At 65.9% G+C, this 14,648-nt stretch carries 18 protein-coding genes; 17 read left to right on the top strand and 1 reads right to left on the bottom strand.

Features of this window, described 5'->3' with window-relative positions; genetic code table 11:
* The first annotated feature begins 24 nt into the window (after nt 1-24).
* The 9 genes from nrdR (at nt 25) to Q7V45_RS09585 (ending at nt 8,873) form a co-directional block, all read left to right on the top strand.
* Nucleotides 25-492 (top strand): transcriptional regulator NrdR, encoded by a 468-nt coding sequence (nrdR, locus tag Q7V45_RS09545; RefSeq protein WP_304850666.1) that lies wholly within the window; start codon nt 25-27, stop codon nt 490-492.
* A 5-nt stretch (nt 493-497) separates the two neighbouring features.
* A complete protein-coding gene (gene ribD, locus Q7V45_RS09550) occupies nt 498-1,589 on the top strand; it encodes a bifunctional diaminohydroxyphosphoribosylaminopyrimidine deaminase/5-amino-6-(5-phosphoribosylamino)uracil reductase RibD (RefSeq protein WP_304850669.1) in 1,092 nt (363 codons plus the stop codon).
* Between the two features lie 9 nt (nt 1,590-1,598).
* Nucleotides 1,599-2,201: a riboflavin synthase gene (locus Q7V45_RS09555; protein ID WP_304850672.1), complete on the top strand. Its 603-nt coding sequence runs from the start codon at nt 1,599-1,601 to the stop codon at nt 2,199-2,201.
* On the top strand, nt 2,198-3,349 hold the full coding sequence (gene ribB / locus Q7V45_RS09560) for a 3,4-dihydroxy-2-butanone-4-phosphate synthase (protein WP_304850675.1): 1,152 nt from the start codon (nt 2,198-2,200) through the stop codon (nt 3,347-3,349). Before Q7V45_RS09555 ends, ribB begins: the two co-directional genes overlap by 4 nt.
* Nucleotides 3,350-3,351: 2 nt before the next feature.
* Nucleotides 3,352-3,840: a 6,7-dimethyl-8-ribityllumazine synthase gene (locus Q7V45_RS09565; RefSeq protein ID WP_304850678.1), complete on the top strand. Its 489-nt coding sequence runs from the start codon at nt 3,352-3,354 to the stop codon at nt 3,838-3,840.
* Entirely contained in the window at nt 3,837-4,307 is a 471-nt protein-coding gene (gene nusB / locus Q7V45_RS09570; protein ID WP_304850682.1) for a transcription antitermination factor NusB, read from the top strand. The genes Q7V45_RS09565 and nusB overlap by 4 nt, the downstream gene beginning before the upstream one ends.
* Before the next feature lie 6 nt (nt 4,308-4,313).
* Nucleotides 4,314-5,300 carry a thiamine-phosphate kinase gene (thiL, locus tag Q7V45_RS09575; RefSeq protein ID WP_304850685.1) on the top strand — a complete coding sequence of 329 codons (987 nt, stop codon included), beginning with the start codon at nt 4,314-4,316 and terminating at the stop codon, nt 5,298-5,300.
* Nucleotides 5,301-5,377: 77 nt separating this feature from the next.
* On the top strand, nt 5,378-6,610 hold the full coding sequence (locus tag Q7V45_RS09580; protein WP_304850689.1) for an MFS transporter: 1,233 nt from the start codon (nt 5,378-5,380) through the stop codon (nt 6,608-6,610).
* A 157-nt stretch (nt 6,611-6,767) separates the two neighbouring features.
* Nucleotides 6,768-8,873 carry a sodium-translocating pyrophosphatase gene (locus tag Q7V45_RS09585; protein WP_304850692.1) on the top strand — a complete coding sequence of 702 codons (2,106 nt, stop codon included), beginning with the start codon at nt 6,768-6,770 and terminating at the stop codon, nt 8,871-8,873.
* A 103-nt stretch (nt 8,874-8,976) separates the two neighbouring features.
* Here the strand turns inward: Q7V45_RS09585 and Q7V45_RS09590 are convergent, their stop codons facing one another.
* Entirely contained in the window at nt 8,977-9,468 is a 492-nt protein-coding gene (locus Q7V45_RS09590; protein WP_304850695.1) for an outer membrane protein assembly factor BamE, read from the bottom strand.
* 101 nt (nt 9,469-9,569) lie between these two features.
* Here Q7V45_RS09590 and Q7V45_RS09595 point away from each other — a divergent pair, with 101 nt between their 5' ends.
* The 8 genes from Q7V45_RS09595 to Q7V45_RS09630 all read left to right on the top strand — a co-directional run bounded on the left by Q7V45_RS09595 (nt 9,570) and on the right by Q7V45_RS09630 (nt 14,561).
* Nucleotides 9,570-10,064, top strand: coding sequence for a ubiquinol-cytochrome C chaperone family protein (locus Q7V45_RS09595; protein WP_304850698.1), 495 nt, complete (start codon nt 9,570-9,572; stop codon nt 10,062-10,064).
* 54 nt (nt 10,065-10,118) lie between these two features.
* Nucleotides 10,119-10,658, top strand: coding sequence for a DUF177 domain-containing protein (locus Q7V45_RS09600; RefSeq protein ID WP_304850702.1), 540 nt, complete (start codon nt 10,119-10,121; stop codon nt 10,656-10,658).
* Nucleotides 10,659-10,787: 129 nt separating this feature from the next.
* Nucleotides 10,788-10,982: a 50S ribosomal protein L32 gene (rpmF, locus tag Q7V45_RS09605; RefSeq protein WP_304850705.1), complete on the top strand. Its 195-nt coding sequence runs from the start codon at nt 10,788-10,790 to the stop codon at nt 10,980-10,982.
* Between the two features lie 52 nt (nt 10,983-11,034).
* The gene (gene plsX / locus Q7V45_RS09610; RefSeq protein ID WP_304850708.1) at nt 11,035-12,111 is read left to right on the top strand and encodes a phosphate acyltransferase PlsX; all 1,077 of its coding nucleotides are present in this window, start codon (nt 11,035-11,037) and stop codon (nt 12,109-12,111) included.
* The gene (locus Q7V45_RS09615; RefSeq protein WP_304850713.1) at nt 12,108-13,079 is read left to right on the top strand and encodes a beta-ketoacyl-ACP synthase III; all 972 of its coding nucleotides are present in this window, start codon (nt 12,108-12,110) and stop codon (nt 13,077-13,079) included. Before plsX ends, Q7V45_RS09615 begins: the two co-directional genes overlap by 4 nt.
* A 123-nt stretch (nt 13,080-13,202) precedes the next feature.
* Nucleotides 13,203-13,514, top strand: coding sequence for an integration host factor subunit alpha (locus Q7V45_RS09620; RefSeq protein ID WP_230548991.1), 312 nt, complete (start codon nt 13,203-13,205; stop codon nt 13,512-13,514).
* Between the two features lie 23 nt (nt 13,515-13,537).
* Nucleotides 13,538-14,065: a MerR family transcriptional regulator gene (locus tag Q7V45_RS09625; RefSeq protein ID WP_295136313.1), complete on the top strand. Its 528-nt coding sequence runs from the start codon at nt 13,538-13,540 to the stop codon at nt 14,063-14,065.
* 184 nt (nt 14,066-14,249) lie between these two features.
* Nucleotides 14,250-14,561: a hypothetical protein gene (locus tag Q7V45_RS09630; RefSeq protein WP_304850722.1), complete on the top strand. Its 312-nt coding sequence runs from the start codon at nt 14,250-14,252 to the stop codon at nt 14,559-14,561.
* Nucleotides 14,562-14,648 lie beyond the last annotated feature (87 nt).

The raw sequence follows: 14,648 nt of genomic DNA on the forward strand, positions 1-14,648 counted from the left end.
AGCCGGAACAAATAGGGGAACTAGATGCGCTGCCCATTCTGCGGTCACGAGGACACACAGGTTAAGGACTCGCGGCCGACCGACGACAATTCGGCGATTCGCCGGCGGCGCTATTGCCCCTCCTGCGGTTCGCGCTTCACGACCTTCGAGCGCGTGCAGCTGCGCGAGCTGACGGTGGTCAAGAAGAACGGGCAGCGCGTGCAATTCGATCGCGACAAGCTGGCGCGTTCCATACAGGTCGCCTGCCGCAAGCGGCCGGTCGATCCGGAGCGGATGGAGCGCGTGGTGAACGGCATCGTGCGCCGCCTCGAGAGTTCCGGCGAGAGCGAGATTCCCTCGACCCAGATCGGCGAGCTGGTGATGGACGCGTTGCGCGCGCTCGATCCGGTGGCCTATGTCCGGTTCGCCTCGGTCTATCGCAACTTCCGCGAGGCCCGAGACTTCGAGGAGTTCATCTCCGACCTGGCCGATACCGCCCACTTCAAGGATTGACGCCGATGATGCGCGCAGCGCTCGCGCTGGCGCGGCGGTCGCTCGGCAGAACCTGGCCCAATCCCGCCGTCGGCTGCGTGATCGTGCGGGACGGGCACGTGATCGCCCGTGGAAGGACGAGAGACCGCGGCCGGCCGCACGCCGAGGCCGACGCGATCGCGGAGGCGGCAAGGGCCGGCCTGTCGCTGAAGGGCGCCACGGCTTACGTCACCCTGGAACCCTGCTCGCATCACGGCCGCACCCCGCCCTGTGCCGATGCGCTGGTGGCGGCCGGCGTTGCTCGTGTCGTGTCCGCGCTCGAGGATCCGGATCCGCGGGTGATGGGGCAGGGGCATGCGCGGCTGAAGGCGGCCGGGATCGCCGTCGAGGTCGGGGAGGGCGCCGCCGACGCGGCCGAGATCAATGCCGGCTTCCTGTTGCGGGTCCGTGAGGGCCGCCCCCTCTTTCACCTCAAGATGGCGGGCTCGCTCGACGGTCGCATCGCGACCGCTTCGGGAGAGAGCAAATGGATCACCGGCGAGGCCGCGCGCGGCGACGGTCACCGACTGCGGGCCATCCACGACGCGATCCTGGTCGGCGCCGCGACGGCGTCCGCCGACGACCCGGAACTCACCTGCCGTCTCCCGGGGCTCGCGGCACGCTCGCCCGTTCGGATCGTCCTCGATTCGCAGGCGCGCCTGTCGCCCAGGTCCAAACTCGCGACGTCCGCGCGGGTGACGCCGGTGTGGCTGGTCTGCACGAGGTCCGCGCCGGCCGATCGACGGGAGACGCTGAACGCGCTCGGCGTGGAGATCGTCGAAGTCGAGGAGGGCCGCGACGATCGCATCGATGTCCTGGCGGCCGCCCGGGCGTTGGGCGGGCGGGGGCTGACACGGATTCTCGTGGAAGGCGGCGGCCAGGTTGCCGCCTCGTTCCTGAAGGCGGGTCTCGTCGACGGCATTTCGAGCTACCGGGCAGGTTTGGTCCTTGGCGGAGACAGCCGCTCTGCGGTCGGCGGACTGGAATTTGCACGGTTGGGTTCCGCGCCCCGGTTCCGGCTGGTTTCGGCGCGGCTACTGCAGGGCGACACGCTGGAAACCTGGCGGCGAGAGGACTAAGTAGCGGCCATGTTTACAGGCATAGTGACTGATATCGGCGAGATCGTCTCGGTCGACCCGGGCGGCAAGGAAGGCGACCGCCGGTTCGTGATCGCCACGAAACACGACATGACGCCGATTGCCATCGGCGCCTCGATCGCCTGCTCGGGCTGCTGCCTGACCGTGATCGAGAAGAAGGCCGGCGGGTTCGCCGTGGAGGTCTCGGCAGAGAGTCTCGACAAGACGCACCTGGGGGACTGGACCGTCGGAAGCCGCCTCAACCTCGAACTGTCGTTGAAGCTCGGCGACGAGTTGGGCGGTCATCTGGTCTATGGTCACGTCGACGGCGTGGGAAAGATCGCGTCGATGACACCGGAAGGCGGCAGCGTGCGCTTCGTGTTCGAGGCGCCGACCGAAGTGGCGCGGTTCGTTGCGGCGAAGGGCTCCATTGCAATCGACGGTATTTCGCTCACAGTCAATGAAGTGGATGGCAATCGCTTCGGGGTGAACGTGATTTCACATACCCAGGCGGTCACGACGCTGGGACAGGCCCGGGTCGGCCAGAGGGTCAACCTTGAGGTGGATATGCTCGCGCGTTACGTTGCGCGATTGTTGGAGCATCAGAAATCATGAGTGCGCTCGAAAAGGACGCTTGGCGGATCACCTTCGCCGAGGTGAAGGCCGCCGCCGAGGACATCATCGAGGAGGCCCGCAAGGGCCGGATGTTCATCCTCGTCGATGACGAGGATCGTGAGAACGAGGGCGACCTGGTGATCCCGGCCCAATGGGCGACGCCCGACGCGATCAACTTCATGGCCAGGCACGCGCGCGGCCTGATCTGCCTGGCCCTCACGCGCGATCGGGTCGAACAGCTCGGCCTGCCACTGATGTCGCAGAACAACCGCACCCGTCACTCGACGGCCTTCACCGTTTCGATCGAGGCGCGCGAAGGCGTGACGACCGGCATCTCGGCTGCCGATCGCGCGCGCACCGTTTCCGTCGCAATCGACCCGTCATGCGGACCGCAGGATATCGTGACGCCCGGCCACGTCTTCCCGCTGGTCGCCCGCGACGGCGGCACGCTGGAGCGTACCGGCCACACCGAGGCCGCGGTCGATCTCGCCCGTCTGGCGGGCCTCAATCCGGCCGGCGTGATCTGCGAGATCATGAACGACGACGGCACGATGGCCCGCCGCAACGATCTGATTACCTTCGCGCAGCGCCACGGGCTCAAGATCGGCACCATCGCCGACCTGATCGCCTATCGCCGCCGCTACGATTCGATCGTGAAGCGCATCAGCGAGACCACGCTCGACAGCACCTGGGGCGGCGACTTCCGCTGCGTCGTCTACGTGAACAAGGTGACGATGGCGCAGCACGTCGCCCTGGTGAAGGGTGATCCCGCGGCGGGCGGTCCCGTCATGGTCCGTATGCATGCCGTCAACATGTTCACCGACACGCTGGGGCAGCGCAGCGGCGGCCGGGGCGGCGAGATCGAGGCCTCGATGCGCGAGATTTCCAAGGAAGGCCGCGGCGTCATCGTGCTGATCCGCGAGCCGCTCACCGTCGTTCTGGCCGAGCAGCGCCGCCGCGCCGGCGAACCGATCGAGCCGTCGGGGCAGGAGTTGCGTGATTACGGTGTCGGCGCCCAGATCCTGCTCGATCTCGGCGTGAAGGAAATGGTGCTGCTCAGCAATTCGCAGAAGAGCGTCGTCGCTCTCGAGGGCTTCGGCCTCACGATCGTCGCCCAGAAGCCGGTTCCCGGCCGCGCAAAGGTCTGAACATGTCGACACGGACGGAAAATCCGACCGCCCGGCCGGCGGTCGCGGGCGTCAAGGGCGCGCGCATCCTGATCGTGGAGTCGCGCTACTATGCCGACATCGCCGATGCGCTCATCGAGGGCGCGGAGCGCGAGATCGCGAAGAACGGCGCGAAGTCGGAGCGCGTCCTCGTACCGGGCGCCTTCGAAATCCCTGGCGCGATTGCGCTGGCGGCCGGCAAGAAGGGCAGGCGCTACGACGGTTATGTCGCTCTGGGCTGTGTGATCCGCGGAGAAACCACGCACTACGACTATGTCTGTGGCGAGAGCGCGCGCGGTCTGATGGATCTCGCCGTCCAGAAGAAGCTCGCCATCGGCTACGGCATCGTCACCGTCGAGAATGTCGAGCAGGCGCGGGCGCGTGCCTTCACCGACCGCGGCGACAAGGGCGGCGACGCGGCCCATGCCTGTCTCGCCATGGTGGCGCTCGGCCGTCGCTGGAACAAGACGTGAGCGACGCCAAGCCGGCCGGCCCCAGCCGTCGCCAGGCCGCACGGCTGGCGGCGGTGCAGGCGCTCTATCAATGGCAGGAGGGGCAGGACGCCCCGGCCGAGATCGTCGAGCAGTTCCTGAAGGTCCGGACCGGAGAGTCGGGCGAGGGCGGCATGCGCCGCGATGCCGACAAGCCGCTGTTCAAGGATGTGGTCGAGGGCACCGCCAGCAAGCGCGACGAACTGGAGGCGCTCGTGTCGGCCTCGCTGGCGCAGGATTGGACCTGGGCGCGGGTGGACCGCCTGGTGCGTGCCATTCTTCTCGCTGGCGCCTACGAACTCGCGCACCGCCACGATGTGCCGTTGCGCGTCGTCATCAACGAGTATGTCGAGATCGCCCACGCTTTCTACGACAAGGGCGAGCCGAGCTTCATCAACTCCGTTCTCGACCGCGTGGCACGCCAGGCGCGGCCGTCCGACCAGAAGTAGACTGTCATGGCGCGGGCGCGGCGGGTCGGCGAATTCGAACTGATCGCCCGCTACTTCGCGCCGCTCGCCCGTGACTTCGAGGGGGCGGGCGGTCTCCAGAGCGACAATGCTTTCCTGCCGGCGGACGCGCGGCGTGACCTGGTGGTCAAGACCGACACGATCGTGGCGGGTGTGCATTTCCTGGCCGACGATCTGCCCGGGCGCATTGCCGCCAAGGCGCTCCGGGTCTGCCTGTCCGATCTGGCCGCCGGGGGCGCGACGCCGTTCATCTATCAACTCTCGCTCGCCTTGCCTTCGACCTGGGAGGAGGCCTGGGTTGCGGCCTTCGCCAAAGGGCTGGCTGCAGACCAGCGCCGCTTCGGCATTGTCCTCTGTGGCGGCGACACGGTCGTAACGCCCGGGCCGCTCACGATCACCATCACCGCGTTCGGCCGGGTTGGGCGGGGCGAGGGCGTGACCCGCGCAGGCGCGCGGGCAGGGGACGAGGTCTGGGTGAGCGGCACGATCGGCGATGGGGCGCTCGGCCTGCTGGCGGCGCAAGGCGCCCTGCCGGTGTTGACGGCACGACAACGTGCCTTTCTCGAGACTCGCTATCGCCTGCCGCAGCCGCGCTGCATCTTGGGACCACTTCTGCCCGGGGTCGTGACGGCGATGGCCGATGTTTCAGACGGGCTGTTGGCGGATGCAGGCCACATTGCCGACGCCTCCCGGCTGGCTGTGAGCGTCGAACGCGACGACGTCCCCCTGTCGCCGGCCGCTCGTGCCGCCGTGGCGGCGAATCCCGGCCTGTGGGCGAACGTCCTGGGCGGCGGCGACGACTATGAGCTGGTGATGGCGGTGCCGGTGCGTCGGCGGGAGGCGTTGCAGGCCGCCGCGCGTAGGGCCGGCATCCGGATCACGTGCATCGGCCGCTTCGCCCGCGGCACCGGGGTCGCGGTGACGTCTTGCGGCAGAATCGTCGAGGCCCCCCGTAAAGGATATGTTCACTTCTAGTGAAGCACACCTTCTCATAGCTGCACTGCGTGGCGCACCATGGCGTCGGCAGGGCGCCTAACTAGAGTGCCGGCCCAATGGACGGATCTTCGAAGGTGCAGGAAATGCCCGCGGCCTCCGACGGGCGCATGCCGCGCCGGTCGATGCGAAACATCGCCTTGCTGGCGATCTGCCAGGCGCTGACTCAAAGCAGCAATACGCTGATGTTCGCTTCGTCGGCGCTGGCGGTTCTCACCATCGTCTCGCCCGATATGCGCATGTGGGCCAACATGCCGGTCACCATGCAGCATCTCGGGGTGATGCTGTCGGTCTTTCCGGCGTCGCTGCTCATGATGCGGCGTGGCCGCAGGTTCGGTTTCCGCAGCGGCTCGCTGATGGGCATGTTCGGGTCCTCGCTGGCGGCCCTCGGACTGGGCCTTGGCAGTTTCCCGGTGATGTGCTTCGGCGGCCTGTTCCTGGGTTACGCCATCGCCAACATGCAGCTCTACCGCTTCGCTGCCGTGGAGCTCGTACCGGCCCCTCATCGCGCGCAGGCGATCTCGTATGTCACGGCGGGCGGTGTACTGGCCGGCATCCTCGGTCCGACCCTGGCCCGCTTCACGCCAGATCTCTGGTTGCCGCTCTTCCAGGCGAGTTTCTGCGCCGTTATCGTCATCCACATCCTTGTCTTCATCGTGTTGGGTTTCATCGAATTCCCGCAAGTGAAGGTGGAGGATGTGACCGGGCCCCAGCGTCCGCTCTCCCAGATCGTCACCCAGCCGGCCTACATGGTGGCATGTGCCGGTGCGATGATCGCCTTCGGCGTGATGTCCTTCGTGATGGCGGCCTCGCCGCTGGCCATCGTGCAGTGCGGCCTCTCGGCGACCGAGGCCCCGGTAACGATCTTCGTGCACGTCATGGGCATGTTCGTTCCGTCGTTCTTCACCGGCAACCTGATCGCGCGCTTCGGAATCTTCAATGTCATGATCGCAGGCATCGTGCTGCTGGTGGCGGGGGTGATCGTGGCGCTGATGGGCATCACCGAATGGCACTTCCGCGGCGCGCTCACCCTGAACGGGGTGGGCTGGAACTTCCTGTTCGTCGGCGCGACCACGCTTCTCACCACGACCTACCGATCGGCCGAGCGGGGCAAGGCCCAGGCCTTCAACGATTTCATGGTGTTCGGCGTTACGACCGTGGCCAGCCTGATGGCCAGCGTCGTGCTGGAACTTAAGGGGTGGGCGGCCCTGAACTACGTCGCGCTCGTCCTGGTTCTGGTCGCGCTGCTCGTCATCGGCATTTACCGGTTGCGGAATCCGTCACGCGTCTGAAGCCAAGCCCTTGAGGCAACGTGGCTTTTCCTCCTCTTCGGTTGCGCGTGCACGGCCCATCTGTCATTTTTCCGCCCACCTCGCGCCCGGGGGGAGTACGCGTGCTTCAGGTCGCGATGTGCGTAAAAGCGACGAAAAAACAATAGGTTAGGGAAACATGTCCACGGTTCTTTGGGGCGTCATCGGTTGCGGCTTGATTGCCGTACTGTATGGCGTCGTTACCGCATCGCGGGTAATGGCGGCCGACGCCGGCACGCCGCGTATGCAGGAAATTGCGCAAGCCATTCAGGAAGGCGCCGCCGCGTATCTGCGCCGCCAATACACCACGATCGGCATCGTGGGCATCGTCGTCCTTGTCGTTCTCGCCCTCCTGCTCGGCAAATTCGCCGCCATCGGGTTCCTGATCGGTGCCGTTCTGTCAGGTGCCACCGGTTTCATCGGCATGAATGTCTCGGTCCGCGCCAACGTGCGCACCGCCGTGGCGGCCCAGAAGAGCCTGGCCTCGGGCCTCGACCTCGCCTTCAAGGCGGGGGCGGTGACCGGCATGCTGGTGGCCGGCCTAGCCCTGATCGGCGTCGGCGGCTACTACGCGGTGCTGCTCAACATGGGCATCCCGGGCGGCAGCCGCGTCATGATCGATGCGCTCGTCTCACTCGGCTTCGGCGCCTCGCTGATCTCGATCTTCGCCCGCCTCGGCGGCGGCATCTTCACCAAGGGCGCCGATGTCGGCGGCGACATGGTCGGCAAGGTCGAAGCGGGTATCCCGGAGGATGACCCCCGCAACCCGGCGACCATCGCCGACAACGTGGGCGACAATGTCGGCGACTGCGCCGGCATGGCCGCCGACCTGTTCGAGACCTATGCGGTGACGACCGTCGCCACGATGGTCCTCGCCTCGATCTTCTTCGCGGCCGATCCGGTCCTCGTGGGCAAGCTGATGGCCTATCCGCTGGTCATCGGCGGCGCCTGCATCATCACCTCGATCATCGGCACCTACTTCGTCCGTCTCGGTTCGGACGGCAACATCATGTGGGCGATGTACAAAGGCGTGATCGTGGCGGCCGTTCTGTCGATCCCGGCCATCTACATCGCCACCGACCGGCTGGTCGGCATGGGCACGGTGCTGACCGTGGGCGATCGCTCGTTCACCGGCATGTCGCTGTTCTGGTGTTCGCTGGTGGGCCTCGCGATCACCGGCCTGATCGTCTGGGTCACCGAATACTACACCGGTACGGACTATCGTCCCGTGAAGGCGGTGGCGCAGGCCTCGGTCACCGGCCACGGCACCAACGTCATCGCCGGTCTCGCGATGTCGATGGAAGCCACGGCGGGCCCGGCGCTTCTGATCTGCGCCGGCATCGTGACCTGCTACATCCTGGCAGGCCTGTTCGGCATCGCCATCGCCACGACCGCCATGTTGGCGCTCGCGGGAATGATCGTCGCCCTCGACGCCTACGGTCCGGTTACCGACAATGCCGGCGGCATTGCCGAAATGGCCGGCCTGCCGAAGGAAGTGCGCAAGAACACCGACGCACTCGACGCGGTCGGCAACACCACCAAGGCCGTCACCAAGGGCTACGCGATCGCCTCGGCCGGCCTCGGTGCACTGGTGCTGTTCGCGGCCTACACGTCGGACCTCGACTACTTCATCGCCGCGGGCAAGCTGGGCGTCACGGCGGTCGATTTCTCGCTGAAGAACCCGTACGTCGTGGTCGGTCTCCTGGTCGGCGGCCTGCTGCCGTACCTTTTCGGAGGCATGTCGATGCTGGCCGTCGGCCGTGCCGCGCAGTCGGTGGTCGAGGAAGTCCGCCGGCAGTTCAGGGAGAAGCCCGGCATCATGGCGGGCACGGAGCGGCCGGACTATGGCCGCGCCGTCGACATGCTCACCAAGTCGGCGATTAAGGAGATGATGATCCCGTCGCTGCTGCCGGTGCTCTCGCCGATCGTGCTGTTCTTCGTGATCTCGTGGATCGCGGGCCGCTCCGATGCCTTCGCGGCGGTCGGCGCCATGCTGCTCGGCGTGATCGTCACCGGCCTCTTCGTCGCCATCTCGATGACGGCGGGCGGCGGTGCCTGGGACAACGCCAAGAAGTACATCGAGGAAGGGCATTTCGGCGGCAAGGGATCCGACGCCCACAAGGCGGCGGTGACCGGCGACACTGTCGGCGACCCCTACAAGGATACGGCGGGCCCTGCGGTCAACCCGATGATCAAGATCACGAACATCGTGGCGCTGCTTCTCCTCGCCGTCCTGGCGCACTGAGCGCAGGCGGAAACACCAAATGGAAAAGCCCCGGTCGAAGGACCGGGGCTTTTTCTTTGAGGCGCCCGTCGGGCGCCGGGCCAGGTCTGGCGCTGCCGGGCCGTTAGATTCCGCCGCCGCTGGTCGGGGCGCCGGGGGTGCCGCCGCTCTGCTTCGGGCCGGTGAAGCGGCCGACATTGCCCAGCACCTGCTCGAGGATCGTGAGTTCCTTGCCCGAAGTCGGCGTGATGCGCTGGACCATCTGGATGTCCTGTGCGTCCTTGAGGTCGTAGTTCTTGATGGCCTCGATGCGGCCCGACTCGCTGAACGTGACCTGGATCACCTTCTGCGAACTGATCTTGGGCTTGGTGTAGGCCCAGTACTCCTGGGTCTCGCTGATGTAGTACCAGATGTTCGGATTGAAGCTCGCGACGGCCGAGGGCGATCCGATCAGGCGGACCACGTCCTCGCGACTCTGCGCGCCAACTTCGAGCTTTTCGACCGAACCGGGCGTCGCGGCGAAGCCGCGCTGGTAGACAGTGTTCTCGCAGCCGCCCAGCGCAAGGGCGGAAAGGGCGAGGGCGCCAGCGAGGGCGAGCGGGGCGGTGCGACGCATGGACTGCTTCTTGGCTTTGCGGGAAGAGGGACCGCAAGATGTCGCGATGAAGGGGCCGGGTCAACCTGTTGTCCCGCGGCCAGTTGGGGAGGGAGTCGTTCGTGTTCCGCCGACGCAAGCCAGAGGATGATTTCGCAGCCGCCATCTACAAGCGTGTCGCCGAGCAGGCGCGCGCGGCTGAGCTGTTCGAGGCCTGCGGCATTCCCGATACGCTGGACGGCCGCTTCGATTCGTTGGCGCTGCACGCCGCGTTGATGATCGATCGATTGCGGCGCGAGCCGGACGGCGAGGCATTGTCCCAGGCCTTCTTCGACTCCATGTTCCGCCATCTCGACCTCACGCTGCGCGAGATCGGCATCCAGGATCTGGGGGTCGGGCGGCGCATCAAGATCATGGCGGAGGGACTGCACGGGCGCGCGCTCGCCTATCGCGAGGCCCTGAACGATGGCCCTACGCCGCTTGCAGAGGTCTTGCGCCGCAACGCCTACGGCGGTACGTCGCCGCAGGATTCCGAAGCCGTGGTTCGGCTCGAGGCTTATGTTCGGGACTACGCGAAATCGCTCGGTTCAACGGCCCGCAACGACCTAATAAAGTGAATTAAGAAAATGACGCAAGGCTCGGAAAGAACAATACAATCTGAAATGGAGCGCATGCTCGATCTCGACAAGCTCGGGACCGATGGGACGGCGCTCGAGATTTCCACGACCGAGAACGAACGAGGGGCGCTGGCCAAACGCTTCGGCTTTCTGGACCTGCCGGCCTTTTCGGCGCGGGTGACGGTGGACCGTCGGCCGGGCGGACAGGTCGTCGTCGAGGGCCGCCTCAAGGGCCGGCTTGTCCAGGCCTGCATCCTGAGCCTCGATCCGGTGACACAGGAGCTGGACGACGCCTTCCGGCTGGTCTTCGCCGAGGATGTGGCGGAAGACCGCGATCCCGAGAGTGGGGAAGCGCTCCTGAATTCACAGGGCGATGCCCCGGAGCCCCTCACGGGAAACATGCTCGATGTGGGTGAAATCGTAGCCGAGCAGCTGTCGCTGACGGCCGATCCCTATCCGAGGCGGCCCGGAATCAGGCTCGAAGACGTACTTCCCAAGCCGAAGGGCGGGGCACGCCGTGCGGCCCCCGAGCAGCGCAGGCATCCCTTCGCCGGTCTGGCGGCCCTGAAGGACAAGCCCCGCCGCGGCCGGTAAATTGTTGCGGCGGTGAGACGTTTTGGCTAGAGAGGGCCGCCCGCCGCGCCTATAGAGCGCGGCTGCAGCTTTTTTGGGGGCATGCCCTGCTTGTACAAGGCGGGCGAGGCCCTCTTCGTGGAGATCGTCATGGCAGTTCCCAAGAAAAAGGTTTCGAAGTCCCGCCGCAACATGCGTCGCTCGCACCATGCGTTGCCGACCATGGCATTCGTGGAATGCAAGAATTGCGGCGAGTTGAAGCGCCCGCACATGGTTTGCTCGCATTGCGGGTACTACCGCGAGGACATGCCCGTCCTGGCCGACACCGCGTCGGCCGAGAAGTAGTCCGACGCACGCCGCCGGCAATGCGCTGGCATTCGACAGGCGGAGCGCGACGGTGAGTGCGAGCAAGATCGTACTCGCACTCGACGGCATGGGCGGCGATCACGCTCCCGATGTCATCGTGAACGGCGCGGATATCGCCCGCGAGCGCTATCCCGGCACGTCGTTCCTGCTGTTCGGTGATGAGCCGCGCCTGAAGGCCCTTGTCGACAAGCGCAAGGGACTGGCGCAGGTGCTCGAGATCGTCCCGTCGGAAGACGCGGTGCTGGCGGAGGACAAGCCGGCCTTCGCGTTGCGCCGCCGCCGCAAGTCCAGCATGTGGATGGCCGTCGACGCGGCGGCCCAGGGCCGTGCCGACACGATCGTGTCGGCCGGCAATACCGGCGCGCTTCTCGCCATCTCGATGTTTGCGATGCGCATGCTCGAGGGCGCAGACCGGCCGGCATTGGCTTCGTTCATGCCGACATCGCGGGGCGAGACCGTTATGCTCGATCTCGGCGCCAATCTGGAATGCGATGCCGAGAACCTCGCGCAGTTCGCCGTGATGGGCAGCGTGTTCGCCCAGGCGTTGCTCGGCCTCGACGCCCCGAAAGTCGGCTTGCTGAATGTCGGCTCGGAGGAACTCAAGGGACACGAGGAGCTGCGGCAGGCGGCGGCGTGGTTGCGCCGCGAAGGCTCACCCGTAAATTTCCATGGCTTCGTCGAAGGCAACGACATAGGCGCCGGTGTGACCGACGTGGTGGTCACCGACGGGTTCACGGGAAACGTCGCGCTGAAGGCGATCGAGGGTACCGCCAAGCTCACCTTCCAGTTCGTGGGCGACGCCTTCCGCACATCCACTTTTGCCAAGATCGGCTACCTGTTTGCATCCGGTGCCTGGCGGAAACTGCGTAAGAGGGTCGATCCGCGCCGCTACAATGGCGGCGTGTTCCTCGGTCTCGACGGGGTGTGCGTAAAGAGCCACGGCGGCACGGACGCGCTGGGCTTCGCCTACGCGATCGGCGTCGCGGTCGACCTGGTCCGTTACGAATACAAGAGCAAGCTCGTCGAGGGGCTGGCACGGCTGCACGAGATCACCTCGACGGCCGAAACGCCGGCCGCATCGCTGCAGGCCACCGGAGGAACTGCGTGATTCGTTCTGTCGTCCAGGGCTGCGGTTCGTATCTACCGGAGCGCGTCGTCACCAACGAGGAATTGTCGAAGTCCGTCGAGACCACCGACGAGTGGATCCGCCAGCGCACCGGCATCTGCCAGCGCCACATTGCCGCTGAGGGCGAGTTCACGTCCCATCTGGCGATCAAGGCCTCGCAGCGCGCGCTCGACCATGCCGGCATCAAGGCCTCCGACCTCGACCTGATCGTGCTGGCGACGGCGACGCCGGACCAGACATTTCCGGCCACGGCGACGCGCGTGCAGGCCGCCCTCGGCATGACCAAGGGGGCGGCGTTCGACGTTCAGGCGGTGTGTGCGGGCTTCGTCTACGGCGTCTCCGTCGCCGACAGCCTGATCAGGACCGGCCTCGCCTCGACCGCCCTGGTGATCGGCGCGGAAACGTTCTCGCGCATCCTCGACTGGGACGATCGCGGCACCTGCGTGCTGTTCGGCGACGGCGCGGGCGCCATCGTGCTGAAGGGCGAGCAGGGAGCCGGCACCTCGAACGATCGGGGCATCCTCGCCAACGCGCTGCATTCCGACGGCCGCCATCACGACATCCTCTATGTCGACGGCGGACCGTCCTCGACCCGCACCACCGGCTTCCTCCGCATGGAAGGCAAGGAAGTCTTCAAGCACGCCGTGGTCAACATGGCCGCCGTCGTGGGCGAGGTGCTGGAGAAGGCGGGGCTCAAGGCCAAGGACATCGACTGGCTGGTGCCGCACCAGGCCAACAAGCGCATCATCGACGGCACGGGCCGCAAGCTCGGCCTGTCGCCGGAGCGCGTCGTGGTGACGGTCGACCAGCACGCCAACACGTCCGCCGCGTCGATCCCGCTGGCGCTCGATGTCGCGGTCAAGGACGGCCGCATCAAGAAGGGTGACCTGCTGCTGCTCGAGGGGATCGGCGGCGGTCTTTCGTGGGGCGCCAGCCTCGTTCGTTGGTAATGCGAGAATTATAGCCAACGGAACGTGAACAGGCGGCGATTCAAGTCCTGCCGCTATCCCACTGATATTGACCGCTTTCCCACCTTACGTTAAGGATTAACTGGGGGAAGAAGAGGTACCGGAGTGGACGGCCGGACTATTACGCGCGCCGATTTGAGCGAATCAGTGTTCCAGGAAGTGGGCCTGTCTCGCAATGAATCCAGCGATCTCGTGGAGACCATTCTCTCCGAGGTTGTGGAAGCGTTGGCGCGCGGCGAATCGGTGAAGATCTCCTCGTTCGGGAGTTTCACGGTTCGCGACAAGGGGCAGCGTGTCGGCCGCAACCCGAAAACCGGGCAGGAAGTTCCCATTCTGCCGCGGCGGGTCCTCGTCTTTCGAGCGTCGAATGTCCTGAAATCACTGATCAACGGGGCGCCCGGCGAGAACAAGGGGTAGTTGGGAACACGAGGGGATCAGAGATGGCCGTTTCGGTTCAGACCGTCGAAAGACGGGTCGAGAAGTCGGCGCAGGCGTTCCGTACGATCAGCGAGGTCGCGACCGAGCTCGACGTGCCGCAGCACGTGCTGCGGTTCTGGGAAAGCAAGTTCACCCAGGTTCGCCCCCTGAAGCGGGGCGGCGGCCGGCGCTACTACCGGCCGGAAGACATCGACCTCCTTCGCCGCATCCGCACGCTGCTCTACGAAGACGGCTACACGATCAAGGGCGTCCAGCGCCTTCTGAAGGAAGGTCGTGGCCGCCTGCCGGCGCAACGTCTCGACCTTGCCGCCGAGAGCGCCCTGGAGAGCCTGCGCATCGTTTCCGCCCGTGCCGAGGCCATGGCCGGCGGCACCCGCCAGCCGTTGCCGCGAACCGGTCCGCAACCCTCGACCACGACGCCGCGCGCGGCCGTGCTCGACCTCCACAAGCGGCGCGAGATCGAGTCGGTGCTGGAAGACCTCGAACAGGCGCTGACGCAGTTGCGCAGCACGCTGAAGACGCAGAATTAGGCCTTCAAGCCTGGAGCATCGCCGGGGGCGGCGCTCTAGGACTTGCAGGTTGGGCGTCCAAAGACCACCAGATCGGGTGGCCTTTGTAAGAAAGTGTATCAAGTAACTGATTTTATTTGGTTTTTGTCCGGGCGAGCGTATCGTGCCCGGCGAGGGGCCTTCAACGGAATCGTCAAAGGGGGACGTGACCGTGCTTGTGAATCGCGATTTCGCGCGCCACTACGCGCGCTCGTTTGAATTAAATTCCTTTAATGACAATGTGTTGGAAGTCGATCTTCCAACCATAAGCGAACTACTGTACCTGAGACGCGGGTTGACGCAGCCGGGGGGCAAGCTGCCTCTCTTCGATCTTGACGGTCAGGAGGTTCATATTGACATCGTCAAGCGGTGTTTGGCAGCGGGCTGGGCGCAGCCCTGGTTCAAGAACCCGCTCAAGCCGGACTGGCTGGTCTGCAAGCTCACGGAGCGGGGACGACAGGTCGCGTCCGAGCGGTAACGCTCCTCGGTACCAACGGCCTTTCTGTCAGGCGACAATTCACAAGATTGCCGCGCTGTAAAATATTGCAGCTTTACGGCAGTGTGT

This window comes from Reyranella sp. (genome assembly GCF_030651995.1).
GTDB lineage: Bacteria > Pseudomonadota > Alphaproteobacteria > Reyranellales > Reyranellaceae > Reyranella.

What these genes read in the sequence shown, in the direction of transcription:
- Q7V45_RS09585 (WP_304850692.1), top strand. Translation starts at nt 6,768, where the DNA reads ATGTCCACGGTTCTTTGGGGCGTCATCGGTTGCGGCTTGATTGCCGTA.
- Q7V45_RS09565 (WP_304850678.1), top strand. Translation starts at nt 3,352, where the DNA reads ATGTCGACACGGACGGAAAATCCGACCGCCCGGCCGGCGGTCGCGGGC.
- Q7V45_RS09580 (WP_304850689.1), top strand. Translation starts at nt 5,378, where the DNA reads ATGGACGGATCTTCGAAGGTGCAGGAAATGCCCGCGGCCTCCGACGGG.
- rpmF (WP_304850705.1), top strand. Translation starts at nt 10,788, where the DNA reads ATGGCAGTTCCCAAGAAAAAGGTTTCGAAGTCCCGCCGCAACATGCGT.
- thiL (WP_304850685.1), top strand. Translation starts at nt 4,314, where the DNA reads ATGGCGCGGGCGCGGCGGGTCGGCGAATTCGAACTGATCGCCCGCTAC.
- Q7V45_RS09600 (WP_304850702.1), top strand. Translation starts at nt 10,119, where the DNA reads ATGCTCGATCTCGACAAGCTCGGGACCGATGGGACGGCGCTCGAGATT.
- Q7V45_RS09555 (WP_304850672.1), top strand. Translation starts at nt 1,599, where the DNA reads ATGTTTACAGGCATAGTGACTGATATCGGCGAGATCGTCTCGGTCGAC.
- ribD (WP_304850669.1), top strand. Translation starts at nt 498, where the DNA reads ATGATGCGCGCAGCGCTCGCGCTGGCGCGGCGGTCGCTCGGCAGAACC.
- Q7V45_RS09590 (WP_304850695.1), bottom strand. Translation starts at nt 9,468, where the DNA reads ATGCGTCGCACCGCCCCGCTCGCCCTCGCTGGCGCCCTCGCCCTTTCC.
- nrdR (WP_304850666.1), top strand. Translation starts at nt 25, where the DNA reads ATGCGCTGCCCATTCTGCGGTCACGAGGACACACAGGTTAAGGACTCG.
- ribB (WP_304850675.1), top strand. Translation starts at nt 2,198, where the DNA reads ATGAGTGCGCTCGAAAAGGACGCTTGGCGGATCACCTTCGCCGAGGTG.
- Q7V45_RS09625 (WP_295136313.1), top strand. Translation starts at nt 13,538, where the DNA reads ATGGCCGTTTCGGTTCAGACCGTCGAAAGACGGGTCGAGAAGTCGGCG.